21 protein-coding genes and 1 pseudogene are annotated in these 24,957 nt (G+C 67.5%); 11 read left to right on the plus strand and 11 right to left on the minus strand.

Annotated elements, in window-relative coordinates; translation table 11 throughout:
- Positions 1 to 38 precede the first annotated feature (38 nt).
- On the minus strand, positions 39 to 1,277 hold the full coding sequence (locus BTE28158_RS04830; RefSeq protein ID WP_059606563.1) for an MFS transporter: 1,239 nt from the start codon (positions 1,275 to 1,277) through the stop codon (positions 39 to 41).
- Between the two features lie 417 nt (positions 1,278 to 1,694).
- On the opposite strand from BTE28158_RS04830, the gene BTE28158_RS04835 reads away from it, so the two are divergent.
- A complete protein-coding gene (locus tag BTE28158_RS04835) occupies positions 1,695 to 3,368 on the plus strand; it encodes a methyl-accepting chemotaxis protein (RefSeq protein ID WP_151049661.1) in 1,674 nt (557 codons plus the stop codon).
- A gap of 203 nt (positions 3,369 to 3,571) precedes the next feature.
- Positions 3,572 to 4,594, plus strand: a complete 1,023-nt coding sequence (locus BTE28158_RS04840; RefSeq protein WP_151049659.1) for an EpsG family protein — start codon at positions 3,572 to 3,574, stop codon at positions 4,592 to 4,594.
- 36 nt (positions 4,595 to 4,630) lie between these two features.
- Here BTE28158_RS04840 and BTE28158_RS04845 read toward each other — a convergent pair whose 3' ends face one another.
- The 4 genes and pseudogenes from BTE28158_RS04845 to BTE28158_RS04860 form a co-directional block, all read right to left on the minus strand.
- A complete protein-coding gene (locus BTE28158_RS04845; RefSeq protein WP_047900486.1) occupies positions 4,631 to 5,506 on the minus strand; it encodes an efflux RND transporter periplasmic adaptor subunit in 876 nt (291 codons plus the stop codon).
- 12 nt (positions 5,507 to 5,518) lie between these two features.
- Complete coding sequence (locus BTE28158_RS04850) at positions 5,519 to 5,722, minus strand: DUF1656 domain-containing protein (protein WP_011351756.1); 204 nt, start codon at positions 5,720 to 5,722, stop codon at positions 5,519 to 5,521.
- A complete protein-coding gene (locus BTE28158_RS04855) occupies positions 5,719 to 7,920 on the minus strand; it encodes an FUSC family protein (RefSeq protein WP_124626497.1) in 2,202 nt (733 codons plus the stop codon). Before BTE28158_RS04855 ends, BTE28158_RS04850 begins: the two co-directional genes overlap by 4 nt.
- A 21-nt stretch (positions 7,921 to 7,941) precedes the next feature.
- Positions 7,942 to 9,444: pseudogene (locus BTE28158_RS04860) on the minus strand (efflux transporter outer membrane subunit); the annotation flags it as partial.
- Between the two features lie 157 nt (positions 9,445 to 9,601).
- Between BTE28158_RS04860 and BTE28158_RS04865 the strand changes: the two are divergent.
- On the plus strand, positions 9,602 to 10,543 hold the full coding sequence (locus tag BTE28158_RS04865) for a LysR family transcriptional regulator (RefSeq protein ID WP_059606568.1): 942 nt from the start codon (positions 9,602 to 9,604) through the stop codon (positions 10,541 to 10,543).
- 125 nt (positions 10,544 to 10,668) lie between these two features.
- Entirely contained in the window at positions 10,669 to 10,827 is a 159-nt protein-coding gene (locus BTE28158_RS04870; RefSeq protein WP_170296438.1) for a hypothetical protein, read from the plus strand.
- Positions 10,828 to 10,883: 56 nt separating this feature from the next.
- Here BTE28158_RS04870 and BTE28158_RS04875 read toward each other — a convergent pair whose 3' ends face one another.
- The 4 genes from BTE28158_RS04875 to wrbA are packed head-to-tail and all read right to left on the minus strand — an operon-like array spanning position 10,884 to position 14,187.
- A complete protein-coding gene (locus BTE28158_RS04875; protein WP_124903734.1) occupies positions 10,884 to 11,711 on the minus strand; it encodes a metallophosphoesterase in 828 nt (275 codons plus the stop codon).
- Between the two features lie 24 nt (positions 11,712 to 11,735).
- On the minus strand, positions 11,736 to 13,157 hold the full coding sequence (locus BTE28158_RS04880; protein ID WP_151049676.1) for an FAD-binding oxidoreductase: 1,422 nt from the start codon (positions 13,155 to 13,157) through the stop codon (positions 11,736 to 11,738).
- Positions 13,158 to 13,177: 20 nt separating this feature from the next.
- Entirely contained in the window at positions 13,178 to 13,570 is a 393-nt protein-coding gene (locus tag BTE28158_RS04885) for a DUF2069 domain-containing protein (protein ID WP_059545112.1), read from the minus strand.
- Positions 13,567 to 14,187: an NAD(P)H:quinone oxidoreductase gene (gene wrbA / locus BTE28158_RS04890; protein WP_059606576.1), complete on the minus strand. Its 621-nt coding sequence runs from the start codon at positions 14,185 to 14,187 to the stop codon at positions 13,567 to 13,569. The genes BTE28158_RS04885 and wrbA overlap by 4 nt, the downstream gene beginning before the upstream one ends.
- 144 nt (positions 14,188 to 14,331) lie before the next feature.
- On the opposite strand from wrbA, the gene BTE28158_RS04895 reads away from it, so the two are divergent.
- Complete coding sequence (locus BTE28158_RS04895; RefSeq protein ID WP_151051578.1) at positions 14,332 to 15,663, plus strand: YihY family inner membrane protein; 1,332 nt, start codon at positions 14,332 to 14,334, stop codon at positions 15,661 to 15,663.
- An 18-nt stretch (positions 15,664 to 15,681) separates the two neighbouring features.
- Here the strand turns inward: BTE28158_RS04895 and BTE28158_RS04900 are convergent, their stop codons facing one another.
- Complete coding sequence (locus tag BTE28158_RS04900; protein WP_044846067.1) at positions 15,682 to 15,999, minus strand: Mpo1-like protein; 318 nt, start codon at positions 15,997 to 15,999, stop codon at positions 15,682 to 15,684.
- A 158-nt stretch (positions 16,000 to 16,157) separates the two neighbouring features.
- Between BTE28158_RS04900 and BTE28158_RS04905 the strand changes: the two genes are divergently transcribed.
- The 3 genes from BTE28158_RS04905 (at position 16,158) to aroC (ending at position 20,053) form a co-directional block, all read left to right on the plus strand.
- The gene (locus BTE28158_RS04905) at positions 16,158 to 16,613 is read left to right on the plus strand and encodes a CBS domain-containing protein (protein ID WP_044846066.1); all 456 of its coding nucleotides are present in this window, start codon (positions 16,158 to 16,160) and stop codon (positions 16,611 to 16,613) included.
- A 139-nt stretch (positions 16,614 to 16,752) separates the two neighbouring features.
- Positions 16,753 to 18,687 (plus strand): MFS transporter, encoded by a 1,935-nt coding sequence (locus BTE28158_RS04910; protein WP_124626489.1) that lies wholly within the window; start codon positions 16,753 to 16,755, stop codon positions 18,685 to 18,687.
- 265 nt (positions 18,688 to 18,952) lie between these two features.
- Positions 18,953 to 20,053 carry a chorismate synthase gene (gene aroC / locus BTE28158_RS04915; protein ID WP_124903740.1) on the plus strand — a complete coding sequence of 367 codons (1,101 nt, stop codon included), beginning with the start codon at positions 18,953 to 18,955 and terminating at the stop codon, positions 20,051 to 20,053.
- 69 nt (positions 20,054 to 20,122) lie between these two features.
- Here the strand turns inward: aroC and BTE28158_RS04920 are convergent, their stop codons facing one another.
- Positions 20,123 to 21,193 carry a LacI family DNA-binding transcriptional regulator gene (locus BTE28158_RS04920; RefSeq protein WP_124626485.1) on the minus strand — a complete coding sequence of 357 codons (1,071 nt, stop codon included), beginning with the start codon at positions 21,191 to 21,193 and terminating at the stop codon, positions 20,123 to 20,125.
- 238 nt (positions 21,194 to 21,431) lie between these two features.
- Here BTE28158_RS04920 and rbsK point away from each other — a divergent pair, with 238 nt between their 5' ends.
- From rbsK to BTE28158_RS04935, 3 genes are read left to right on the plus strand one after another with little or no spacing between them, the layout of a single operon-like run.
- On the plus strand, positions 21,432 to 22,361 hold the full coding sequence (gene rbsK, locus BTE28158_RS04925; RefSeq protein WP_151051576.1) for a ribokinase: 930 nt from the start codon (positions 21,432 to 21,434) through the stop codon (positions 22,359 to 22,361).
- Positions 22,362 to 22,419: 58 nt separating this feature from the next.
- On the plus strand, positions 22,420 to 23,739 hold the full coding sequence (locus tag BTE28158_RS04930) for an MFS transporter (RefSeq protein ID WP_151051574.1): 1,320 nt from the start codon (positions 22,420 to 22,422) through the stop codon (positions 23,737 to 23,739).
- A 44-nt stretch (positions 23,740 to 23,783) separates the two neighbouring features.
- A complete protein-coding gene (locus BTE28158_RS04935; protein WP_151051573.1) occupies positions 23,784 to 24,731 on the plus strand; it encodes a dihydrodipicolinate synthase family protein in 948 nt (315 codons plus the stop codon).
- The last annotated feature ends 226 nt before the right edge of the window (positions 24,732 to 24,957 follow it).

Below are 24,957 nucleotides of genomic sequence, written 5' to 3' on the forward strand. Positions count from 1 at the left end.
GGTCGGCCGGCCGCGGCACACATGCCGCGGCCGGTTCGTCACGTCTTCTTGCGCCGGCTGCTTTCGAGGTTCGGCAGGAACACCGTCAGCACGCCGATCAGCGGCAGGAACGAGCACACCTTGTAGACGAACGTGATGCTCGTCGCATCCGCGAGCTGGCCGAGCACGGCGGCACCCACGCCGCCCAGGCCGAACGCGAAGCCGAAGAACAGGCCAGCGACCATCCCGACCTTGCCGGGCATCAGCTCCGTCGCATAGACGAGGATCGCGGCGAACGCCGACGCCAGCACGACGCCGATGATCACGCTCAGCACGCTTGTCCAGAACAGGTTCGCGTACGGCAGCAGCAGCGTGAACGGCGCGACACCGAGGATCGACACCCAGATCACGTACTTGCGGCCGATCCGGTCGCCAACCGGGCCGCCGATCAGCGTGCCGGCCGCGACCGCCGCGAGGAACACGAACAGGTGGATCTGCGCGGCCTGCACGGACAGGTGGAACTTGTCGATCAGGTAGAACGTGAAATAGCTGTTGATGCTTGCGAGGTAGAAGTACTTCGAGAAGACCAGCAGCACCAGCACGCCGATCGCGGCGAGCACGCGGCCCTGCGACAGCGTCGGATGGCCGGCCGCCGCGGCCTTCTTCTTCATCGACGGATGCTTCTTGTACCAGTGGCCGATCTGCGTGAGGACGACCATCGCGACGAGCGCGGCCGCCGAGAACCACGCAATGCTGTGCTGGCCGTGCGGAATGATCACCAGCGCGGCGAGCAGCGGCCCGAGTGCCGAACCTGCGTTGCCGCCGACCTGGAACAGCGACTGCGCGAGCCCGTGCTGGCCGCCCGATGCCATCCGCGCGACGCGCGACGATTCCGGATGGAACACCGACGAGCCGCAGCCGACCAGCGCCGCCGCCGCCAGCAGCGTCGGGAAGTTCTGCGCGGCCGACATCAGCAGCAGCCCCGCGAGGGTGAAGCCCATCCCGACCGGCAGCGAATACGGTTTCGGCCGCTTGTCCGTGTACAGGCCGACAAGCGGCTGCAGCAGCGACGCGGTGATCTGGTAGGTCAGCGTGATCAGGCCGATCTGCGCGAACGACAGCGCGAACTGGCTCTTGAGCATCGGATAGATCGCGAGGATCAACGACTGGATCATGTCGTTGAGCATGTGCGAGAAGCTGATCGCGCCGAGCACGGGGTAAACGGTACGCGGAGCGGGTGGGGCAGACGGCTGGGCTGCGGCTGTTGCGCCGGCGCCCGTATCGAGGCTGGTTTCCATGTGAGCTGAGCGAGTTGAGGTGGCGGGACGCGCTCTGATGGGGATCGGCGCGTTCGAATCGTTGTTGCGTCAAAGAAGTCTAATGTGGCGCATCGAGAATGTCAGGACAAGTTTTGTCGCGATTCGGACATTGCTGTGACGATTCGGCCATGACGCGTTTTTTGGCCAGGTATAACGCTGCGACGCTGCGGCGGGTCCGCCTTTCATCGGGCCGCGCGGGACCGGATCGGTGTTTGTCCGGACTCAAGGCGCGCCGATGGCGGCCGTAGAACGACGCAGCGACATCACAAGTGCGCCACGTGCGGCACCGGCCACGAGCCGGGCGAGCGCAGGGCGCGCGGCATGGCGGGCCATCGCGGCAATGCCGGCCGCCGGAACCGACCTTTCCGGCGGCATGATCAATACGGGGAAATATCGATGAAAGCAGCTTCATTGCATCCGAGGCCGGTTGCGGCCGCCGCCGCATCCGACGCAGCCGTCAGGCCCGCCGCATGGCGCGCGCGCTCAGCCGGGCGCGAACGCCGGTCGTGGACGGTCAAGGCGACGTTGCGCGCGGCCTTCGCGATCCTGCTGGCCGGCACGCTCGCGATCGGCGTGTTTTCGTTGTGGCAGATCAGCCGGCTGAACGCGTCGATTGCGTCGGTCTATGAGCAGGGGCACGTCGCGAGCCGGGCGGCGGAGGAGGTGCGCGCCGAGGTGCTACGCGCGAGCCGCGCGCAGAAGATGCTGCTGACCGCGACCACCGCGAAGGAGCGCGACGACCTGGGCGCCGAGGTTGGCGCGGGGCTCGCGTCGATCGGCCAGGCGCTCGCGACGCTGCAGCGATACGCGGATCCGTCCGATGCGGACGATTCCGCGCGACTGCGCGCGTTCTCGATGGCGGTCGGCACGTGGAGCGGCCATCTGCGCGATTTCGTCGCGCTCGTGCAGGCGCAGCCGCTCGACCTGTCGCAGATGAACTGGCAAGTCGGCACGCAGGACGTGTCGCTGCTGGTCGAGACCGGCAAGCTCGAAAAGCTCGTCGCGATGCTGGTGAAGACGCGCGGCGCGAAGTCGAAGGCGACGCTCGATGCGTCCGCAACGATCTTCTCGTCGTCGTTCGCGATGATCGCGGCGATGACGGCCGCGCTGATCGTGCTGGCGATCGCGATTGCCGAAGGGGTCGTGCGCCGCCTCGCGTCGCAGCTCGGCGGCGAGCCCGCGGAGGCGAAGGCGATCGCCGCCGACATCGCGCGCGGCGACCTCACACGGCATATACCGCTCGGCCGGCACGACCGCGACAGCATGGTGCGTGCGCTGTCCGACATGCAGACCGGGCTCGCGTCGACCGTCGGCGAGATCGCCGTCAGCGCCGAGGCGATCGCGGCCGCGTCCGGCGAGATCTCGACCGGCAACCTCGACCTGTCGCGGCGCACCGAGCAGCAGGCCGTCGCGCTGGAGCGCACCGCGGCCAGCATGGAGGAACTCACGTCGACGGTGCGGCAGAATGCCGAGAACGCGCGGCAAGCGAGCACGCTCGCGGCCAATGCGTCGGCCGTCGCGGAGGCGGGCGGCGAAGTCGTCGGGCGTGTGGTCGCGACGATGAGCGAGATCGACGACAGCGCGAAGAACATTCGCGACATCATCGGCACGATCGAGGGGATCGCGTTCCAGACCAACATTCTCGCGTTGAACGCCGCGGTCGAGGCGGCGCGCGCGGGTGAGCAGGGACGCGGTTTTTCGGTGGTCGCGGGCGAGGTGCGGCTGCTCGCGCAGCGCGCGGCGACCGCGGCGAAGGAGATCCGTGCGCTGATCGGCGCGTCGGTCGAGCGCGTCGCGAACGGCGCGGCGCTCGCGCACGACGCGGGCCGCACGATGAACGACGTGGTGCGGGCGGTCAAGCGCGTGACCGACATCATCGGCGAGATCTCCGCGGCGTCGGACGAGCAGAGCGCGGGAATCGACGAGATCGGTCGCGCCGTCACGCAGATGGATGCGGGCACGCAGCAGAACGCGGCGCTCGTCGAACAGGCAGCCGCAGCAGCGAACGCGCTCGACGAGCAGGCGCAGGCCCTCAAGTCGCTGGTCGGACGCTTTCGCATCGCGGCCTGAGCGTCGCTTCGTCCCACGCCGGCGCGAGCCGTCCGTGGGCGACGCGCAGGCTGGCGGGCTGCTGTCGATCGGTGACAGTCCGTGCAGTCGGCCCGCACGCAATCCCTTACAATGCGCCTCCACATAGCTGGGGGCCAGATCCGCGCGGCGCGGTCGCACCGACTCCGGGGCGACCGCACGCCGAGCGGGTCGTAACAACGACGATGACGATTTACCTGACGGGATACGTGTGGATGCTCGCGTCCGCCGCGATCGGAATGCGCACGCGCACGGCCGCGTGGCGATGGCTCGCGGCGGGCATCGCGCCGGCCGCCGCGTTCGCCGTGCTGCGGGGCCGGACGGGCACCGACACGGCGATCTACCACGACATCATTTCCGGCATCTGGAGCGGCAACCTGAAGGTCGTGCCGCGCACGCTCGAACCGGGCTTCGTCTGGCTCGTGCGCGCGCTTGGGTGGCTCGGGCACGATCCGCACATCGCGATGGCGATCCTGTCGCTGCTGGTCGTCGTCGCCTGCGTGGCCGCGTTCGGCCGGAGCGCCGAGGACGCATGTGTGTTCGCCACGCTGATCTTTCCGCTGTTCTTCTACGACATGGCGATGAGCGGCTTGCGCTACGGCGTCGCGTTCTGTGTCGCGAAGCTTGCTTCGGACGCGTGGGCGCGCAGGCGGCACGGCGCGTCGCTCGCGTTCGCTGCCGCGGCGACCAGCATGCACGTGTCGGCGGCGCTGCTTGTCGTGCTGCTGCAGATCCGACGGTTGCGCCTGCTGCGCTATGCGGGGCTGGCGGTCGCGATCGGCGGCGTGCTGTTCGCGATGCATCACGACGCGCTGCTCGCGAAGGTCGGCCTGTATGCGGCGTTCACGCCGCCCGCGCAGACCTCGGGCGGCGCACCGCTCGGCCTTGCGATGCTGACGCTCGCTGCCGGCTGGGTGCTGCTGGCGCGCATGCCGCGCACGCTCGTGTTCCTGTTTGTCTGCGAGATCGCGAGCTTCGCGCTCGCGCGGGTCAGCTATGCGGGGCTGCGCTTCCAGTGGCTCGTGCTGTTCGCGATGGGCTGTCAGTTCGTGCCGATACAGCACGTGCCGGGGATCCGGCGCGGGCACGTCATCGTTGCGCTGGCCCTGATCGGCGCCGTCGGCTTCGCGATGCGAATGCGCAACATGCTCGGCGAATACGGGCTCGGCCCGTCGCCGTTCCTGCCTTACCGGTTCTTCTGGGAATGACGCGGCCGGGTGCGGTGGCGCCCGGCCGGAGTGCCGTCACGACTTCTTCTGCTTGTCCGGATCGATGATGACCGTGCAGGTCGTGCCCGCCGACAGCACCACGTCGGCCGGCACTTCGTCGATGCGGATGCGCACCGGCACGCGCTGCGCGAGGCGCACCCAGTTGAAGGTCGGGTTCACGTCCGCGACGAGGTCGCGGCTTTGCGGGTTGTCGCGATCGTAGATGCCGCGCGAGATGCTCTCGACATGGCCCTTCATCACGCCGCCGCTCATCAGCCGCATCTCGGCCGGTGCGCCGACCTTCACGCGCGGCAGCTTGGTTTCCTCGAAGTAGCCGTAGACCCAGAACGAATGGCTGTCGACGATCGCGAGCTTCGCCTGGCCGGCCACCGCGTAGTTGCCCTTGAACGTCTGCAGGTTCGTGATGTAGCCGTCGACCGGCGCGACCACGCGCGTGCGTTCGAGATTGAGCTTCGCGGCGTCGAGCGCGGCGATTGCCTGCTGGTACTGCGCGTCGGCGCTCGATGCGCTGTGCGCCGCGTTCTCTCGGTTTTCCTTCGACACGACGAGCGCGTCGAGGTCGGCACGACGGGCCGCGTCGTCGCGGCGCATCTGCAGTTCCGCGCGGCGGGCGGCGACGGCCGCCTGCGCCTGCTCGACCGCGATCTGATAGTGCGACGGGTCGATCTGCATGATCAGGTCGCCCTTTTTCACGAGCTGGTTGTCATGCACCGGCAGCTCGACGATCGCGCCCGACACGTCCGGCGCGACGTTGACGATCTCGGCACGGACGCGCCCGTCGCGCGTCCAGGGATCGTCCATGTAGTGCACCCACAGCGAGCGCCCGATCAGGATCGCGACGAGAAGGATGACGGCGGTCGCGACGAAGCCGAAGAGTTTTCTGAGAATCATGATGGTTCGGAATCAACGGTAAACGGCAAGACTCAGTCCGCCGCAAATGCAGACGAGAAGGCACGCACGGAACAGCGACGGGTGCCAGACGAGACGGTAGAGGCCCGTGTAGGCAAGCAGGCGGTCGACGGCCCAGGTCGCCAGCGCGCCCAGGACGAACATCAGGACCACCGTGGGCATGTAGGCATCGAGAATGGCGATTTCACGCGGCATCATGACGAGGCTCCTTGTTGGGGACGCACGGGGCGATTGCGGTTGAGCGGCTCGAGGGGCGATTCCGGATCGAGCAGCGCCGTGCGTACGAAATGCAGATGACTCAGGATGCGCTGCAGCCGATGACGCTCCTCGCGCGACGGCGTGAACGCATCGAGCGTCTGCCGGGTCGCGTCGATCGCGGCGTTGACCGCGTCGAGCGTCGCGTCGAAGCGCGCTGCGTTCGGCTTGCGGAACAGCGCGGACAGCGCGGTGCGCATCGTCTCGATCGCGCGTCGCCACGGCGTCGTCGGCGCATAGCGCGGGTCGGACGGCAGCATCGCCAGTTCGGTGCGCAGGTCGAGCGCCGCATTGCCCGTCTCCAGCACCGCGAACATCCAGCGCAGCGCGTCGCGCTGCACGTCGGGCTGGTCGGCCGATAGCGTGTGCGCCTGGAACATCAGGTCGCGCGCGCCGCTCTCGAAGCGCGTGCGCAGTCCGGCCAGACGTGCGTGGCATGCGGCGACCACCTGGTGGCGCAGGTCGGCGAACAGCCGCTTCTTGAGCCACGGCGCGGTCGGCGGAAACAGCACCGCGAACGCGATCGCCGAGACCAGCATCGACAGCACCAGCGCGAGCGCATCGTTCATGAAGCTCATCGGGTCGTAGTGCGTGATGTTGTCGGGGCCGGCGAGGAAGCTGAAGAAGATCAGGTAGCCCATCCCGTAGCCCGCGAGCTTCGGCTTCAACGTCATGAAGATGCCGATCGCGAGCAGCGGCGCGAGGGCCGCGCACAGCAGCGGGAAGCCGTCGATGTGCGGGTAGATGCCGAATGTCAGCAGGAAGCCCGTGCATACGGCCAGCGCGGTACCCATGCCCATCTGGGCGGACATCGCGGTCGGGCGCGGCGTCGATGACGCGAGCGCGCAGGTGGCCGCGGCCGTCAGCGTCATCGTCACGCCGCTCGGCCACGCGGTTTCGATCCAGAACCAGCCGAGCACCAGGATCACGGTCGCGGTCCGAATCGCCGCGATCACCATCGCCGTCACGTTGGTGCGCGGTTCGTAGCGCTCGATCCAGCGTTCGCGCTCGTGCGTCGGGGTCGACAGCGACGCATAGGTCGCCGCGTATTCGTGCAGGTCCGTGATGAAGCGGTACAGCAGCTCGGTGGCCGTGTCGAAGTCGAGCAGTGGAAAATCCGGTTGCGTCTCGAGCGCGGCGCGCGTCACGCGGATGCGGCGTGGCAGCGCGTCGCGCCACGCGAGCAGCTGTTCAGCCGCGAGCGCGGCGTCGGCCGACGAGCGTACCGGTTCGCCATTGCGCGTCAGAAGTGGCGCGATTTCGCGGAAGTACGGCTCGATCGCATCGATCGCGGCCTGCGCGCCGGCCGCGCGCAGCCGGTTCATCAACTGGTGCAGTGCGTGGAAGCGGCTCGATACGCTCATGAACTCGCTGTTCAGCCGCGCGAGGCGGCCGCTGCGCATCCGCGTGTCCGGATCCTCGAACACGGCCATGCTGCGCGCCGCTTCGAAGCCGACCACATCCGCGACGAAGCGCGCATGGATTGTTTCGATGTGCGCGCGGTCGAGCTGGCCCGACAGCGCCGCCGCGACGTAGTCGACGAAGCTGCTGAAGCGCTTGCGCACGGTCGTGCGCATCTGCTCGCCGGTGTACTGCGGAAACACCAGCGCGCTGACGACGCCTGCGGACACGATCCCGACCATGATCTCGGCGACCCGCGTCATCGCGCTCATGAACGCGCCGTCCGGATGTTGCGATGCCGGCAGCCCGATCAGCGCGGTCGTGTAACCGGCGAGCAGGAAGCCGTAGCTGCGGAAGTTGCGGTTGCGCGCGGCGCCGGCCGTGCACAGGGCGACCCACAGCGCGACGGCCAGCAGGAACAGCTGCGGCTGCTGCGGGAACAACCCGACGAACGTGAGCGTCGCGATCAGCCCGAAGATCGTGCCGGCGACCCGGTAGAAGCTCTTCGCGAGCACCGCGCCGCTTTGCGGCTGCATCACGATGAACACCGTGGTCATCGCCGTCTTCGGCGCCGGCAGGTCGAGCCGCATCGACACGCCGGTCGCGATGAACGCGGCGAGCAGTGCCTTGAACAGATAAAGCCACGCGGCGCCGTCGCTGCGGGCCCAGTCGCCGAACGCGGCGGACCAGGCCGCGAGCGGGCCGGCGGCGTGCGTGGAAGCGGGGGAGGAGGCGGACATGACGGTTGCTCCGCGTTACCGTGCGGCCGACGCGGCACTCGCGGCGGATTCGTCATGCGGCGGATGGCCGCCCTGAACGTCTGTTTCCGTCTCGACGCCGCCGCCGAGCGCGGCCATCAGCTGCGCGTGCGCGGCGAGGCGCTCCGCGTCAATGCGGGCCGCCGTCTCCTGCGCGCGCAGCAGCTGCTGTTGCGCGACCAGCACGTTCACGTAATCGGTTAGCCCGCGGCGGAAGCCTTCGCGCGACAGCTGGTAGCTGCGGTCGTTGGCGGCGACCGAGCGCGCGGCGTCCTTCTTCTGCGTATCGAGCGAGCGGATCCGCACGACCTGGTCGGCGATGTCCTTGAGCGCGCCGACGACCGTCTGGTTGTAGCGCTCGACCGCCTGGTCGTAGCCGGCGTCGGCTGCACCGAGTTGCGCGCGCAGGCGGCCGCCTTCGAAGATCGGCAGCGACAGCGCGGGGCCGGCGGTCCAGCCGCCGTTCATCGCCCGCAGGAAGTCGGCGAACGGCGCGGTCACGCCGAAGCCGCCGACCGTCGCGAGCAGATCGATGTTCGGGTAGAACGCGGCTTTCGCGACATCGATGCCCCGTGCCTGCGCGTCGACCATCCAGCGGGCCGCGACGACGTCCGGGCGACGGCCGAGCAGGTCGGCCGGCATGGCGGACGGCAAGCCGGCCGGCGCGTCGAGCGACAGGCTCGGCCGCTTGATCGCATCGCCGGCGCCCGGGCCCTTGCCCGCGAGCGCGGCGAGCTGGTGGCGCGCGAGCTGGATCGCTTCTTCATAGCTGTCGATCTGGCGCTCGTAGTCGGGCAGCGTCGATTCGGCCTGGCTGACTTCGAGCTGCGTGCCGAGGCCCGCCTGCAGGCGCTTGCGCGCGAGATCGGCCAGTGAGCGCTGGCGTTCGAACGTTTCGTGCGCGAGGTCGAGCAGCGCGTAGTTCATCGACAAGCCGACATACGCGCGTACGACGTTGACCTCGAGCTCGAGCTTCGCCGCCCGTGCGTCGGCTGCGGTCGCATGCGCGGTGTCGAGCGCGCGCTCGGTCGCGTTCTTGTCCTTGCCCCACAGGTCGAGGTGGTACGACAGGCCGAGCGTGCCGGTGTTGTTCCACGTGTCGGTGTTGGCGAGCGGCCCCGGGCCGTAGTAGACGTTATCGGGCCAGTGCTGGCGCATCAGCGACAGGTTGCCGTTGATCTGCGGCAATTCCGCGGAACGGGCCACGCGTGCCATCGCCTGCGCTTCGCGAACGCGGGCCTCGGCGGCCGCGAGGGTCGGGTTGCCGGCCTGCGCGGCGGCGATCCACGCGTCGAGCTGCGGGTCGCGGTAAGCGCGCCACCAGTCGGACGCGGGCCAGCCCGCGTCGCGGTTCGCCGCGCGGATGGCGGCACCGGCATCGAGCGTGTTCGCTTCGATGCGGGCGGACTGCGGCTTGTTGTCGCCCATGCTCGCGCACCCGGCCATTATTAATGAGACTGCAAGAACCGCCAGTGCCAGCGTCCCTTTTGTTGCCGGAGACCGCACGATTTTCTCCCTTTCGGATATAGATGAGTCGGATGCGATTATATTTTTCAGTGATTCCTGAATAAATGGACAAGGATGCAAGTCATTTTTACGAATCCTGAGATAATATTTGTTCGACCCTGTGCAACAATCCATCCGGATTCAAACGGGTAATGGGATGGATACGCTACAAAACATGCGGGTATTCGTCCGCGTGGTCGACGCGGGAAGCTTTACCGCGGCCGCCCAGCAGATGAATTCGACTACTGCCTACGCGTCGCGCGCCGTGTCGGATCTCGAGGCGCACCTGCGCACGCGCCTCCTGAACCGGACGACACGCCGGATCGCGCTGACCGAGGCAGGCGAGCGCTACCTGCAGCGCTGCGAGCAGATCCTCGCGTACGTCGACCAGGCCGAGGCCGAAGCGGGCGACGCGCACGCGCGCCCGTCGGGCAAGCTGAAGGTCCATTGCTTCACGAGCCTCGGGCAGCACTACCTGGTGCCGGCCATCGCGCGCTATCGGCAGCGCTATCCGGACGTGCACGTCGAACTGACGCTCGCGCAGCGGATGCCCGACCTGCTCGACGAGGGGTACGACGTCGCGATCGTCGTCGGCCGCGACCTGCCCGATTCGGGGCTCGTGTCGCAGCGGCTCGGCGAGAGCTACAGCGTCGTGTGCGCGTCGCCCGGCTATGTCGACGCGCACGGCGTGCCGCGGACTCCCGCGGATCTCGAGCATCACGTCTGTCTCGGGATGGTCGCGCCGGGATTTCACTTCGACGAGTGGTCGCTGTCGGGGCCGCGCGGCGACGAGGTGATTCCGATCACGGCGCCGCCGTTCCGCGTGAACGTCGCAGAGGCGCTCGCGGTGGCCGTGCGGGAAGGAATGGGGATCGGCGGGTTGCCGCTCTATTCGGCGATCGGCGGGCTGCGCAGCGGGCACATCGTGCGCGTGATGCCCGAATACCGGTCGCACGTGATGAACATTTACGCGCTGTATCCGTCGCGCCAGTACCTCGACGCGAAAATCCGCACCTGGGTCGATTTTTTGCGCGACGAGTTGCCGGCCACGCTCGAAGCCGACGAAGCCGCGCTCGCGCAGTTCACGGCTGCGACATGAGCGCGCGGTCGACCCCGATCTGACGAGATTTGTCCTTCGCGCAACATTTTTTTACCCTCGGACGGCGGACAGTTTGATACTGTTCAAATCAGAGAGATTTGGATCTGCCCATACCCGGAGTCGCAATGGATACGCAACTGATGATCGGCCTTGGAGTTCTGCTTGGTGCGGCTGCTGCCGCCGCGGCGACGCGCGATCTGCTGCGCGCGATGAAGGCACGGATGAAGCCGGTGCCGGTGCGGGTGCGCCCGTCGTCGAACGGATCGCGCCGCGCCGATCGCTGATCGGGCGGCCTTTCGGATCGGGAAGGGCCGCATCACGCGCCCCGACGGCCGGGCGCTCAGCCGAGTTCGACCACTCTGTCCCACGCAAACGCGGGATTTTCCAGTTCGCCGGTGCGCCGGTGGATATAGCCGCGCGGGTTGCACACCACGCGCGTGCCGCTGTCGGTCACGTAATCGAATGATGTATGCGTGTGGCCGTGGATCCACAGGTCCACGGGCGGCCGCACGAGTTCAGCCATGTCCGTGACGAATCCCGCAGATGCGAGGTCTTCCGCGTAACGCTCGGCCAGCGAGCGCAGGTGCGGCGCATGATGGGTGACGACGATCGTGCGGCCGTCGAACGGCGTCGCGAGCCGTGCTTCCAGCCACGCACGGCCTTGCCGGTGCAGCGCGATCGCGTCGGCCGGCGTGAAATCCCGCTCCGGCGCCACCGCCGCATGCAGTGCCGCATCGTGCGGCCACGTCACCTGGATCAAGCCCTTGAAATCGAGCATCACACGCATGCCGGCATCGATCGCGCGTGCGATGCTCGTCTCGTCGGCGCCGAACAGCGAGAAATCGGACCACAGCGTCGTACCCAGCACGCGGAAGCGCTGCGCCGGATCGACGTACACGCCGTTGTTCAGGTAATGCACGTTGTCGATCGCCTGCGCGGCGTCGCGCATCGCGGTTTCGAGCGCGCCGAATTCCCCGTCGTAGTACTCGTGGTTGCCCGGCACGTAGATCACCGGCACGTCCGTGTCGAACGTTTCGGCGGCCCAGCGCAGGCCTTCCGCGTGATTGTGGATGTCGCCGGCCAGCACGACGAGATCCGCATCGGCATGCGCGATCGTGTCGGGCTGGTTGCTTTCGAGATGCAGGTCGGAAAGGACGCGAACTCTCATGGACATCGCTCCGGGTTGGGGGCTTCAGCGCAGGACCTTGCCGGGATTCATCAGCCCGCGTGGGTCGAGCGCGTTCTTCAGCGTGCGCATGAGTGCCGTTTCGACCGGCGACTTGTAGCGCTGTGCGTCGTCGATCTTCAACTGGCCGATCCCGTGCTCCGCGCTGATCGTGCCGTGGTGGCGGTGCACGTTGTCGTAGACGATGCGATTGATCGGCTTCTGGAATTCCGCGAGGAACGCCTTCGGGTCGCCGCCTTCGGGCGTCTGCACGTTGTAGTGCAGGTTGCCGTCGCCGAGGTGGCCGAACGTGACCATCCGTGCGCCGGGCGCGGCCTGCTGGATTGCCGCGTCGGTTTCGTCGATGAAGCGCGCGATCGACGAGATCGGCACCGCGATGTCGTGCTTGATGTTCAGTCCCTCGTCGGCCTGCGCGAGCGGGATGTGTTCGCGCAGATCCCAGAACGCGCGCGACTGCGCAAGATTTTCCGCGACCACCGCGTCGACCACGAGCCCGGCCTCGAACGCCTCTTCCATCAGCTTTTCGAACAGCGCGCGGGCGTGCGTTTCGCTTTCGTTGTCCGACAGTTCGAGCAGCACCGTCTGCGCATGCGTGCGGTCGAACGGATAGCGCAGTTGCGGATAATGCTTGCCGACGAGCTGCATGCAGAAGTCGGACATCAGCTCGAAGCCGGTCAACAGCGGGCCGGCCGCGCGCTGCGCGAGCGCGAGGAAGTCGAGCGCCGCGTGCGGCGACTCGAGCGCGGCCAGCGCGGTGACCTGCGCGGCCGGCAGCGGATGCAGCTTCATCACGGCGGCCGTGATGATCCCGAGCGTGCCCTCCGCACCGATGAACAAATCGCGCAGGTCGTAGCCCGTGTTGTCCTTGCGCAAGCCGCGCAGGCCGTCCCAGGTCTCACCCTGCGGCGTCACGATCTCGAGCCCGAGGCACAGCTCGCGCGCGTTGCCATAGCGCAGCACCGCGGTGCCGCCCGCGTTGGTCGACAGGTTGCCGCCGATCGTGCAGCTGCCTTCGGCGGCGAGGCTCAGCGCGAACAGGCGGCCGCCTTCGCGGGCGCGCGCCTGCACGTCGGCGAGGATCACGCCGGCTTCGACCGTGATCGTGTTGTTGTGCGGATCGAGCGCACGCACGCGGTTCAGGCGCGCGAGGCTCAGCACGGCCTGGCCGCCGCTCGCGTCAGGCGTCGCGCCGCCGGCGAGGCCCGTGTTGCCGCCCTGCGGCACGAGCGCGACGCCATGCGTGTTCGCGAGCCGGACGAGCGCGGCGACTTCGGCCGTATCGGCCGGTTTCAGCACCGCGCACGCGCGGCCTTGGTAGCGGCGGCGCCAGTCGATCAGGAACGGCTCGGTGTCGTGCGGATCGGTCAGAACGTAGGTGGCGCCGATCGCGTCGCGGCAGGCGGAAACGAAGGCTTCGGAAGAATTCATCACGTTCGGTCGCGTAAGGGTCAGGACGCGGCGCGCTGCCGCTTCGCCGCGCGCTTGAACGGCGCGACGTATGCAAGCGCTGCCACGAAGAAGCCGACGGCGAGCGCGGTCTCGCACCAGCCGAGCGTCGCGGACAACCCGCGGTCGGACATGCCGCGCACGATGCCTTCGGCGAAATAGACGAGGATCAGCATGCTCGCCCACTGCATCGTATAGATGTTACGCCGCCAGACGCCGGGCAGCGCGAGCGCGAGCGGCACGGCCTTGAGCATCAGCGCCGAGCCGCCCGGCCGCAGCGGCGCGAGCCACAGTTCCCACGCGAGCGACAGCGCGATCAGTGCGACGAGGCACGCGGCCGCGGCCAGCGCGTAGCGCGGCCGGGCGGCGACGGCGGGGCGGGCGGGCGCATTCATGCGGCTTCGGCCGCCTGGGCGGCGGACAGGGCCGACGCCGCGCGGGCGAGCCGCGCGCCGAGCGCGGCCGCGAGCGCTTTTTCGTCGGCCGACAGTCCTTCGGGCGCGCTGCGATCGTGCTGCGACACGTGCGATGCGCCGTATGGCGTGCCGCCGGTGCGCGTCGTGCTGAGCGCGGCTTCCGTGTACGGGATCCCGACGATCATCATCCCGTGATGCAGCAGCGGCAGCATCATCGACAGCAGCGTCGATTCCTGGCCGCCGTGCAGGCTGCCGGTCGACGTGAACACGCAGGCCGGCTTGCCGGTCAGCGCGCCTGACAGCCATTGCGGGGTCGTGCCGTCGAGGAAATACTTGAGGGAGGCGGCCATGTTGCCGAAGCGGGTCGGCGAGCCGAGCGCGAGGCCCGCGCATTCCTCGAGATCGCGGAGTTCCGCGTAGGGCGGGCCGTCGTCGGGGATGTCGGGGGCGGTGGCTTCGCAGACAGTCGAGACGGGCGGCACGGTGCGGATGCGGGCCTGCATGCCGGGCACGCTGTCGATGCCGTTCGCGATAGCTAGCGCGAGATCGCGCGTGGCGCCGTGGCGGCTGTAATAGAGGACGAGAATGTCTTTCATGGGCGACGGGGCCGCGTGCGGCCGCGCGCATGCCCGGTGCAGTCGGCCCCTGCTGGATCGAGCGGCTATTATAGGGGCTGAAGTCGTCGCGCAGCGCGGCGGCGGCGCGCCGTCGCGCACGCGCCATCGAGAAGGAGAAGCCGTTTGCCGAAGTTGAGCGTCGATCTCGACACCCTCAAGCGCCTCGCGCAGTTCGCGGCCCGGCGTAGCGCCGAGGATCGCATCCCGCAAGTGGCGGGCAGCCTCACGTTCACGACGATGCTGGCACTCGTGCCGCTCGTGACGGTCGCGTTCGCGCTGTTCACCGCGTTCCCGATGTTCGCATCGTTTCAGATCTCGCTGCAGGGGTTCCTCGCGGATCACCTGATGCCCGCGCAGTTCAACGTCCAGATCTTCAAGTACCTGAACCAGTTTGCGTCGAAGGCCAAGGGGCTGACCACGGCCGGCCTGATCGTGCTCGTCGTCACGTCGGTGATGACGATGATGACGATCGAGTCCGCGTTCAACCTGATCTGGCGGGTGCGCAAGCCGCGGCCGTTCGCGCAGCGCGTGCTCGCGTACTGGGCGCTGATCACGCTTGGCCCCTTGCTGTTCGGCGTGAGCCTGTCGATCTCGTCGTACCTATTCACGCAGTCGCTGGCGTTCACCGGCGCCGGGCCGTCGACGTCGATCGTCGAATGGCTGCTCGCGTTCGTGTCGCTGCCGCTGACCGTGCTCGCGTTCACGTTGCTGTACGTGTACCTGCCGAACTGCACGGTCGCATGGCGCGACGCGGTGATCGGCGGGCTGTTCGCGGCTATCGCGTTCGAGCTCGCGAAGCGCGGCTTCGGCTATTACGTGCGGCGCATTCCGACCTATACGGCCGTCTACGGTGCGTTCGCGGCGCTGCCGGTGTTCCTGCTGTGGGTGTACCTGAGCTGGTTCATCGCGCTGCTCGGCGCGATGGTGGCGTCCGCGCTGCCGGCGATTCGCGTCGGCCAGTTCCATCGCATCCACTATCCGGGCAGCGATCTGCTCGACGCGCTCGAATTGCTCGCGCGACTGGCCGAAGCGCGCGCGGTCGGCAAGGCGGGCTATACCGCGATGCGGCTCGCGACCATGTTGCGCTGCGACATGGAAACCGCGCAGCGGCTGCTGCTGACGATGGAGGAGCGGGAATGGATCGCGCGGCTGGAAAGCGGCGAACCCGCGCCGCGCTACATCCTGCTGGCGAATCCGGAGCAACTGACGCTGGCGCAGCTGTTCGACGTGCTGGTGATCGACCGCACGGAACTGACCTACCAGCTGCAGCGACGCCGCAGCCACGTCGAAGGTGCGGCATTGCTGGAGGTGCTGTCGAACGACCGGTTCGACGTATCGCTTGCGTCGCTGATCGCCGAGCACCGGCTCGCCGGCGTGCAGCCGGCGGAGACCGTGCCGGGGTCTGTGCCCGGCGCGGCGCCCGACCCGCACGCGCGGCCGCCGAAAACGGCGTGACGCGCCGCCGGGCGGGCGTTACAGCGGGATCTTCCCGGTGCAGATGTCCTTGAACATCACCCAGTCGCCCATCAGGCTGTAGATCGGGTGCCGGAACGTGGCGGGGCGGTTCTTCTCGAAGAAGAAGTGTCCGACCCACGCGAATCCGTAGCCGCACACGACCGCCGCCGGCAGCCACGGCCAGTGGCCCGTCGCGATCGCCATCGCGACGCAGCCGATCACGCCGAGCGAGCCGATGAAGTGCAGCCGCCGCGACGTGAGGTTCTGGTGCTCGTTCAGATAGTACGGGTAGAAATCAGCGAAGCTGGCGAATTGCTCCGTATGCGTATGCGCCATGGCCGTCTCCTCGGGCCGCTGTCGATGGAGTCATTGTGCGGCGGGCGGCCCGCGTCCGCAAGCGGCGGCGGCCGCGCCGCGCGGGCCCGCGCTTTCCTTTTGACAGGCTTTCCGATAGGATCGAAAGCGGATTTGCATTCAAGCATGAGGGGACTACGATGCGCGTCAGCGATATTCTGAAAGTGAAGGGCAACACGCTGTTTACGGTGACGCCCGATAAGCCGCTGCGCGAAGCGGTCGATACGATGGCCGAACACGATATCGGTTCGCTCGTCGTGATGGAGTACGGCGATCTCGTCGGGATGCTGACGTTCCGCGAGATCATCCTGCGTCTCCACGTGAACGGCGGCGCGATCGGCGACGTGCAGGTGCGCAAGGTGATGGACGAGCCGCTCACGTGCACGCCGGAAACCGATGTCAACGAAGTGCGCCGGATGATGCTCGAGCGCCACGCGCGCTACATGCCGGTGCTCGACAAGAAGGTGCTGATGGGCGTCATCTCGTTCTACGACGTCGCGAAGACGGTCGTCGAGGCGCAAAGCTTCGAGAACCGGATGCTGAAGGCGTACATCCGCGACTGGCCGGAATCGGAAGCCGAAGCGCAGAAGCCGTGAAGCACGTCGCGCCCTGTGCCATGACGCGCGGGCGCTGCCACTCGGCGCACGGCGGCGCAGGTTCAGCCTGCGCCGCCGTTTTTTCGACAACCATACAAGGCCCGCGCAGCTTCGCCTAGACGATGCGCGCGTATTCCGCATGAGCGATCACACGCAAGTCTCTTCCGCGTCGCGCGGCGAACGGCGCGCCCACGCGTCGCAATTCGACCTGTTGCGCCAGCGCCGTTTCGCGCCGTTCTTCACGACCCAGTTCCTCGGGGCGCTGAACGACAACGTGTTCAAGATCGGATTCACATCGCTCGTCACCTATCACACCACGCGGTTCTCGGGCGTCGACGCGAAGACGGCCGCATTCCTGATTTCCGCGATCTTCATTCTGCCGTTCGTGCTGTTTTCGGCCACCTCCGGCCAGATCGCCGACAAATACGACAAGGCGACGCTCACGCGCTTCGTGAAGACTTTCGAGATCGTGCTGATGTTGGTCGGCGCGGCCGGCTTCGTCACGCACAGCGCGACGCTGCTGTACCTGTGCACGTTCATGATGGGGATGCACTCGACGCTGTTCGGCCCCGTCAAGTATTCGTACCTGCCGCAGCATCTCGGCGACCACGAACTGGTCGGCGGCAATGGCCTCGTCGAGATGGGCACGTTCATCGCGATCCTGATCGGGACGATCATCGGCGGTGCGGCCGCGGGCATCGAAGGCAGCGGTGAGCGCGTGCTCGCCGTCAGCGTCGTCGTCATCGCGCTCGCGGGGCGGCTCGTCGCGCAGCGCGTGCCGCCGACGCCGGCGCCGCAGCCCGATCTCGTGATCAACTGGAACCCGTTCAGCGAGACGTGGCGCAACCTCGGGCTCGCGCGACAGAATCGCACCGTGTTTCTGAGCCTGCTCGGCATCTCATGGCTGTGGTTCGTCGGCGCGACGTTCCTGACGTCATTCTTCAATTTTGCGAAGGATGTGCTGTCCGCGAGCCCCGATGTCGTCACGGTCCTGCTCGCGACGTTCTCCGTCGGGATCGGCCTCGGCTCGCTGCTGTGCGAGCGGCTGTCGCAGCGGCGCGTCGAGATCGGCCTCGTGCCGCTCGGTTCGATCGGCATCAGCGTGTTCGCGATCGAGCTGTATTTCGCGAGCCACTCGCTGCCGTCGCCCGGGCATTTGCTGTCGGTCGGGGAATTCCTGGCCGGTGCGCGCCACTGGCGCATCCTGGCCGACCTGTTCCTGCTCGCGATGTTCGGCGGCTTCTACAGCGTGCCGCTGTATGCGTTGATCCAGAGTCGCAGCGCGCCGACCCATCGTGCGCGGATCATCGCCGCGAACAACATCCTGAACGCGCTGTTCATGATCCTGTCGGCCCTGATGGCGATGGGGCTGACCAAGGCCGGCGTCGACATCCCGGGCCTGTTCCTCGTCACCGCGCTGCTGAACGTCGTGGTCGCGACGTACATCTACCTGCTCGTTCCGGAGTTCCTGCTGCGCTTCGTCGCGTGGGTGCTGGTGCACACGTTCTACCGGATTCGCCTCGTGCATGCGGAGCGAATCCCGGAAGAGGGCGCGGCCGTGCTCGTATGCAACCACGTGAGCTACGTCGACGCGCTCGTGCTGGCGGCGGCGAGCCCGCGGCCGATCCGGTTCGTGATGGATCACCGGATATTCAAGACACGCTTCGCGAGCTGGGTGTTCCGGCATGCGAAGGCGATTCCGATCGCGCCGCGCCATGAGGATCCCGACATGCTCGCACGCGCGTACGACGCGTGCGAGGCCGCGCTGAAGGATGGCGAACTCGTGTGCATCTTCCCGGAAGGCAAGCTGACCAAGACGGGGGACATCAACATGTTCCACCACGGCATCACCGAAATCCTGGGCCGTACGCCGGCGCCCGTGATTCCGATGGCGTTGCGCGGGCTGTGGGGCAGCTATTTCTCCCGTCATGCCGATGCGCGCATGCCGCGACCCATCAAGCGCGGCGTGATGAGCCGGCTGACGCTCGCGGTCGGCGAGCCGATCCCGGCCCCGGTCGCGACGCCCGAGGCGCTGCAGGCCGCGGTGACCGAGTTGCGCGGCGCGCGAAAGTGAGCAGGGGCGGGCCCGGCGCGAAGCCGCCGGGCCGTGCCGACGGCGGCGAACCGGCCCGTTTGACCGGAACGGTGCGGGTCGACGGCCCTTGCGCCCGGCCGTCTGCGTGACAGGTCCGTGTGGTCTGAACGGTTCACGCGGCCCGCGGGCACGGGACGGCTGGCATAATAGCGGTTTACTTCTTTTTCTCGACCGGCAAACGATCGGCCTGCCAGCGGTCCCGGCAGCGCATCGGTTTGTCCAATTCTCTTTGGGCGGTTCCATCATGTCCGGCAATACCCTCGGCACGCTTTTCACTGTCACGACCTTCGGCGAATCGCACGGTCCCGCGATCGGCTGCGTGATCGACGGCTGCCCGCCGGGAATGGGGCTGACCGAAGCCGACATCCAGGTCGAACTCGATCGCCGCAAGCCCGGCACGTCGCGGCACGTGACGCAGCGCCAGGAGGCGGACGAGGTCGAGATCCTGTCCGGCGTGTTCGAAGGCGTGACGACCGGCACGCCGATCGCGCTGCTGATCCGCAACACCGACCAGCGCAGCAAGGACTACGGCAACATCGTCGAGACGTTCCGCCCCGGCCATGCCGACTACACCTACTGGCAGAAATATGGCATCCGCGACTACCGCGGCGGCGGCCGCTCGTCCGCGCGCCTGACCGCGCCGATCGTCGGCGCGGGCGCGGTTGCGAAGAAATGGTTGCGCGAGCGTTTCGGCGTCGAGGTGCGCGGCTACATGAGCGGTCTCGGCGAGATCGACGTGCCATTCGTCGACTGGTCGCACGTTCGCGAGAATCCGTTCTTCTCGCCGAACGCGGCGGTCGTTCCGGAGCTGGAAGCCTACATGGACGCGTTGCGCAAGGACGGTGACTCGATCGGCGCGCGCATCGACGTCGTTGCGTCGGGCGTGCCGGTCGGCTGGGGCGAGCCGGTATTCGACCGGCTCGACGCGGACATCGCGAAGGCGATGATGAGCATCAACGCGGTGAAGGGCGTCGAGATCGGCGCGGGCTTCGACAGCGTCGCGCAGCGCGGCTCGGTGCACGGCGACGAACTGACGCCGGCCGGCTTCGTCGGGAACCATGCGGGCGGCGTGCTCGGCGGGATCTCGACGGGGCAGGACATCACCGTGTCGATCGCGATCAAGCCGACATCGAGCATCCGCACGCCGCGCCGTTCGATCACGAAGTCCGGCGAAGAGGCGACGGTCGAAACCTTCGGCCGCCACGATCCGTGCGTCGGCATTCGCGCGACCCCGATCGCCGAGTCGATGCTCGCGCTGGTGCTGATCGACCATGCGCTGCGCCATCGTGCGCAGTGCGGCGACGTCGAGACGCCGACGCCGAAGATCGCGGGCAGCGCGACCTGATGCAGCGGGGCCGGCACGCGCCGGCTCGACCGATTCGATGCGAAACGGGGCGCCTGGGGCGCCCCGTTTTCATTGGGCCGCCGAATTCGGCGGCGCGGCCGATTCGCGCACCCGCAACTCCGGCAGGATCGCGCAACCGGGCCCGGCTTCTCCGTGCTCGAGTGCGTCGAGCAACGCGCGGGCGGCCTTGCGGCCGATCGCATCGGTGTCGACCCACATCGTCGTCAGCGCAGGCCGGATTTCGCGAGCCAGCGCGACATCGTCGAAGCCGGTGATCGACAATTGCGACGGCACCTCGAGGCCGATTGCCTGCGCTTCCAGTAGGGCGCCGAGCGCGAGCGCGTCGTTGCCGCAGATCACGGCCGTTGGGCGCGTCGCCCCGCTGTCGGCGATCGCGCGCAGGCTCGCACGCCCGAACGCGATCGTGGCCGGGCCTTCATGCTGGTGGATCGGCCGGACCGCGAGCCCACGCGCGGCGAGCGTGTCGTGGATGCCGCGCAGGCGGGCCTGCACACGATCGTTGTCCGCCGAAGGCTGCATGATGATCGCGAAATCGCGATGCCCAAGGTCGAGCAGGTGCGTGGTCAGTCGCGCGAATGCCGCGCGGTTGTCGAAACCGATGCAGCAGTGCGGGCTGTCGTCGCGGTAGGCATAGGTGACGACGTACGGCACCCGATGCAGGTCGAGCAGTTCGAATACTTCCGCCGGATAGGCTTCGCCGACCAGCGACACGGCTTCGACGCCGCGCGACAGCATCGCGCGCACCTGCGCGAGCGCCTGTGCCGGGTCGTAATTCGAGCAGCCGAGGAACAGGGTAATGCCGTGCTCGGCCATGACCGCCTGCATGCCCGCTACCTGCGACGCAAACACCTGGTCGTCGAGCGTCGGGATGATCGCACCCGTGATGTGGGTTCGCGTGGATGCGAGTGCTCGGCCGGCCGCGTTGGGAATCCAGTTCAGTGCGCGTGCCGCGTCGCGCACGCGCTGCTGCACGTCGGCCGAGACCTTGCCGGGGTCGTTGTAGACACGCGAAACGGTCGCGGTCGACACGCCGGCGAGTTTCGCGACATCCCCGAGCACCGATCGACCGCTGCCGCGGCGTGCGCGAGCCGCGCCGCCGCTGGATGGGGGCGTACTCATTGGTCATCCCCGGGCGCGGCTGCCCCGCAGGCGCCGCGCGTGGTCAAAAACGCCATCGTTTACCCTCGATTCATCGTGGTCCTGCTTGCATTCCCGGTCGTGCCTGTGCGAATGTAAGCGCTATCTTGATGCTACTCCGTATTATGTCAGACACAGATTGCAGCCGCATTGTGAAATTTTCGTCGACGACGGCCGTTCCGGCTATTTTGTTGGCCGCAAATGTAAGCGGTTACATTGAATGAAGATCCGCGCAAAGCCCCCTCGAATCGCGGTCGTCGGCAGTATCAACGTCGACCTCGTCACGCATGCGCCACGGCTGCCCGTGCCGGGCGAAACGCTGCTCGGCACGACCTTCCAGACCGTTCACGGCGGCAAGGGTGCGAACCAGGCGGTGGCGGCGGCCCGTCTGGGGGCGTCGGTCGCGATGATCGGCTGCGTTGGCGACGACGCGTTCGGGGCGCGCGTGCACGACGCGCTGGCGGCCGAACGTATCGACGTGACGCACCTGCACCGGATCGACGGCGAGGCAACCGGCGTGGCGACGATCACGGTCGATGCGCACGGGGCGAACAGCATCGTGGTCGTGCCCGGTGCAAACGCACGCCTCGATGCCGAATTGATCGACGAGGCGCGCGAGGCGATCGCCGGCGCGGCGCTGATGGTGTGCCAGCTCGAGGTGCCGATCGAGAGCGTCGCGCGCGCAATCGGCAGTGCGATCGCACATCGCACGCCGGTGCTGCTCAATCCGGCGCCTGCACGGCCGCTGTTCGACGCGTTGCTGGCCCAGATCGACTACCTCGTCGTCAACGAAACGGAAGCGGAGTCGCTGACCGGCATCGCCGTCGGCGACGACGCCTCGGCGGTGCGCGCCGCCAAGGCGCTGCGCGCGAAAGGCGTCGGCAACGTGCTGGTCACGCTGGGTGCGCGCGGCGTCTGCTGGCGCGGCAGCGCAGGGAACGGCCGCCATCGGGCAATGGCTGTGGCCGCCGTCGATACCACGGCGGCCGGCGACACCTTCGTCGGCGGATTCGCGGCCGCCCGGACGAGTGGTGCGTCGATGGACGACGCGATCGCGTTCGGCCAGCGTGCGGCCGCAATCAGCGTCACGCGCCACGGCGCGCAGACGTCGATTCCGACACGCGAAGAAGTGGAGAGCATGGCGGTATAGATTCCGCGACGACGGAAAGCGCGGGCAGGCACCCGCCTATGACATGGAGACAATCGAAATGAACGAAGACCAGGCTGTTCCGACTGCGCCGCCACGTATCCGGCGCGGACAACGTATCGCGCTTGCGCTGCTGATGGCGAGCGGAATCGTCAACTATCTCGATCGCGGCACGCTGGCCGTCGCGAGTTCGGCAATCCGGAGCGATCTCGGGCTGTCGCTCTCGCAGATGGGGTTGCTGCTGTCGGCATTCTCGTGGAGCTATGCGCTGTGCCAGTTTCCGGTCGGCGGACTCGTCGATCGCATCGGGCCGCGACGGCTGCTCGGCATCGGGCTGATCGCCTGGTCGTTCGCGCAGGCAGCGGGCGGCCTCGTCTCCACCTTCGGCTGGTTCATCGTCGCGCGCATCGTGCTCGGCATCGGCGAGGCGCCGCAGTTCCCGTCGGCGGCGCGAGTGGTGAGCAACTGGTTTCCGTTGCGTGCACGCGGTACGCCGACCGGGATCTTCAACGCGGCGTCGCCGCTCGGTACCGCGCTCGCGCCGTTGCTGCTGTCGGTGCTCGTCGCCTCGTTCGACTGGCGCTGGGCATTCGTCGTCACAGGGGCACTCGGTCTCGTTGTCGCCGTCGTCTGGTTTGCGTCGTATCGCGATCCGGCGCGTGCGCAATTGACCGCGGCGGAACGAGCGTATCTCGATGCCGATGCGCAGACGGCCGTCGCGGCACCCAAGCTGACCTTCGCCGACTGGCGCAGTCTGTTTTCGCACGGCACGACCTGGGGCATGCTGATCGGATTCTTCGGTTCGGTGTATCTGAACTGGGTCTATCTGACCTGGCTGCCGGGATATCTGACGATGGAGCGTCACATGAGCCTCATTCGCACCGGGTTTGCGGCATCCGTGCCGTTCCTGTGCGGGTTCGTCGGTTCGCTCGTTGCCGGCTGGCTGTCGGATCTGGTGACGCGCCGTAGCCGCTCGCCAGTCGTGAGCCGGCGCAATGCGGTGGTCGTCGCGATGCTCGGGATGGTCGCGTTCACGATTCCGGCCGCGCTCGTGCAGAGCAACACGGTGGCGCTCGCATGCATTTCGGTCGTGATCTTTCTCGCCAATGCGGCATCGGCATGTTCGTGGGCGCTCGCGACGGCGGCCGCACCGCCGAGCCGTGTCGCATCGCTCGGCGCGATCCAGAATTTCGGCGGTTTCATCGGCGGTGCGCTCGCGCCGATCCTGACGGGTGTGATCGCGCAGAAGTGGTCGTTCGTGCCGGCGCTGCTGACGGCGGCGGCAATCGCATTCGCCGGCGCAATGGCTTACCTGCTGCTGGTGCGCAAGCCGATTCCCGAGCAGTCCGCGAGTGCGGCGCCTGGCGCGCTTCCGGCCTGAGGCCGCCGGCTACCCCCTGTATTCATTGAAGGAAGGAGAAACAGATGCAATCACATCAGCAGGCGAGCACGACCATCGAAGGGATCGTGCCGGTGATGCTGACGCCGTTCGACGATACCGGCTCGATCGACTACGCGGGTCTCGAGCGACTCATCGAATGGTATCTGGCGCACGGCTCGGATGCGCTGTTCGCGGTCGCGCAATCGAGCGAGATGCAATTCCTGAGTCTTGCAGAACGGGCGGAGCTTGCGCGTTTCGTGGTTGAGCGGGTGGCCGGGCGCGTGCCTGTCGTCGCGTCCGGGCACGTCAGCGAAGATCTGGACGCGCAGGTCGCCGAGCTGTGTGCCGCGGCGGAATCGGGTGCGCAGGGCGTCGTGCTCGTGACCAACCGCCTCGATCCACAGCGCAAGGGCAGCGCCGCATTTCTCGATCATCTTCACAAGCTGCTCGCCCGATTGCCGGCGGATCTGCCGCTTGGCTTGTATGAATGTCCGGCGCCTTATCGGCGATTGCTGTCCGATGACGAACTGCGCGCGTGCATCGACACCGGCCGCTTCGTGATGCTGAAGGACGTGAGCTGCGACCTGGAGACGGTGAAGCGACGCGTTGCGCTGGCCGCGGGCTCGCCGATGAGGATCCTGAATGCGAACGCCGCGATCGCATGGGATGCGATGAAGGCGGGCTCCGCTGGTTTCAACGGCGTGTTCACCAACTTCCATCCCGATCTGTATCGGTGGCTGCGCACGCAGAGCGACTCGGATCCGGCGCTTGCCGAAGAATTGTCGGCGTTCCTGGTGCTCTCGGCGGTGTCGGAAGCGCTTGGCTACCCGGCGCTCGCGAAGATCTATCATCAACGGATCGGCACGTTCGGATCGATTCGCTGCCGCTCGATCGACTACGACGTGCGGGAGCGGTTCTGGGCGCTCGATGCGGTGCTCGACAAGATCGTGTCCGGTACGGAGCATTTCCGTCGACGGATAGCGGCGCGCTAGCGCAGCCGGTGCAGGGCGCGGTGGATGAATCGCGCGACCGATGTCGGGCAGGGCAGCGTCGAATGCCGATCGGACGAAAAAAAACGCCGCGCAAGGCGTAATGCCGTTCAGTTAAGGTTCTTTCTGAGGAACCGGACAGCGTAACGAGTAGGACGGGACTTGACGGCCCGATCGCATTTGCGATCGGGGCGTTTTACGTTGATGAGCAACTTGAGGTGCTCGCGAA

The organism is Burkholderia diffusa (assembly GCF_902499115.1).
Lineage (GTDB): Bacteria > Pseudomonadota > Gammaproteobacteria > Burkholderiales > Burkholderiaceae > Burkholderia > Burkholderia diffusa.

What these genes read in the sequence shown, in the direction of transcription:
- BTE28158_RS04930 (WP_151051574.1), top strand. Translation starts at nt 22,420, where the DNA reads ATGAACGAAGACCAGGCTGTTCCGACTGCGCCGCCACGTATCCGGCGC.
- BTE28158_RS04835 (WP_151049661.1), top strand. Translation starts at nt 1,695, where the DNA reads ATGAAAGCAGCTTCATTGCATCCGAGGCCGGTTGCGGCCGCCGCCGCA.
- BTE28158_RS04935 (WP_151051573.1), top strand. Translation starts at nt 23,784, where the DNA reads ATGCAATCACATCAGCAGGCGAGCACGACCATCGAAGGGATCGTGCCG.
- BTE28158_RS04875 (WP_124903734.1), bottom strand. Translation starts at nt 11,711, where the DNA reads ATGAGAGTTCGCGTCCTTTCCGACCTGCATCTCGAAAGCAACCAGCCC.
- BTE28158_RS04830 (WP_059606563.1), bottom strand. Translation starts at nt 1,277, where the DNA reads ATGGAAACCAGCCTCGATACGGGCGCCGGCGCAACAGCCGCAGCCCAG.
- BTE28158_RS04880 (WP_151049676.1), bottom strand. Translation starts at nt 13,157, where the DNA reads ATGAATTCTTCCGAAGCCTTCGTTTCCGCCTGCCGCGACGCGATCGGC.
- BTE28158_RS04845 (WP_047900486.1), bottom strand. Translation starts at nt 5,506, where the DNA reads ATGATTCTCAGAAAACTCTTCGGCTTCGTCGCGACCGCCGTCATCCTT.
- BTE28158_RS04840 (WP_151049659.1), top strand. Translation starts at nt 3,572, where the DNA reads ATGACGATTTACCTGACGGGATACGTGTGGATGCTCGCGTCCGCCGCG.
- BTE28158_RS04885 (WP_059545112.1), bottom strand. Translation starts at nt 13,570, where the DNA reads ATGAATGCGCCCGCCCGCCCCGCCGTCGCCGCCCGGCCGCGCTACGCG.
- BTE28158_RS04855 (WP_124626497.1), bottom strand. Translation starts at nt 7,920, where the DNA reads ATGTCCGCCTCCTCCCCCGCTTCCACGCACGCCGCCGGCCCGCTCGCG.
- BTE28158_RS04910 (WP_124626489.1), top strand. Translation starts at nt 16,753, where the DNA reads ATGAGCGATCACACGCAAGTCTCTTCCGCGTCGCGCGGCGAACGGCGC.
- BTE28158_RS04870 (WP_170296438.1), top strand. Translation starts at nt 10,669, where the DNA reads ATGGATACGCAACTGATGATCGGCCTTGGAGTTCTGCTTGGTGCGGCT.
- rbsK (WP_151051576.1), top strand. Translation starts at nt 21,432, where the DNA reads ATGAAGATCCGCGCAAAGCCCCCTCGAATCGCGGTCGTCGGCAGTATC.
- BTE28158_RS04865 (WP_059606568.1), top strand. Translation starts at nt 9,602, where the DNA reads ATGGATACGCTACAAAACATGCGGGTATTCGTCCGCGTGGTCGACGCG.
- BTE28158_RS04905 (WP_044846066.1), top strand. Translation starts at nt 16,158, where the DNA reads ATGCGCGTCAGCGATATTCTGAAAGTGAAGGGCAACACGCTGTTTACG.
- wrbA (WP_059606576.1), bottom strand. Translation starts at nt 14,187, where the DNA reads ATGAAAGACATTCTCGTCCTCTATTACAGCCGCCACGGCGCCACGCGC.
- BTE28158_RS04900 (WP_044846067.1), bottom strand. Translation starts at nt 15,999, where the DNA reads ATGGCGCATACGCATACGGAGCAATTCGCCAGCTTCGCTGATTTCTAC.
- BTE28158_RS04850 (WP_011351756.1), bottom strand. Translation starts at nt 5,722, where the DNA reads ATGATGCCGCGTGAAATCGCCATTCTCGATGCCTACATGCCCACGGTG.
- aroC (WP_124903740.1), top strand. Translation starts at nt 18,953, where the DNA reads ATGTCCGGCAATACCCTCGGCACGCTTTTCACTGTCACGACCTTCGGC.
- BTE28158_RS04920 (WP_124626485.1), bottom strand. Translation starts at nt 21,193, where the DNA reads ATGAGTACGCCCCCATCCAGCGGCGGCGCGGCTCGCGCACGCCGCGGC.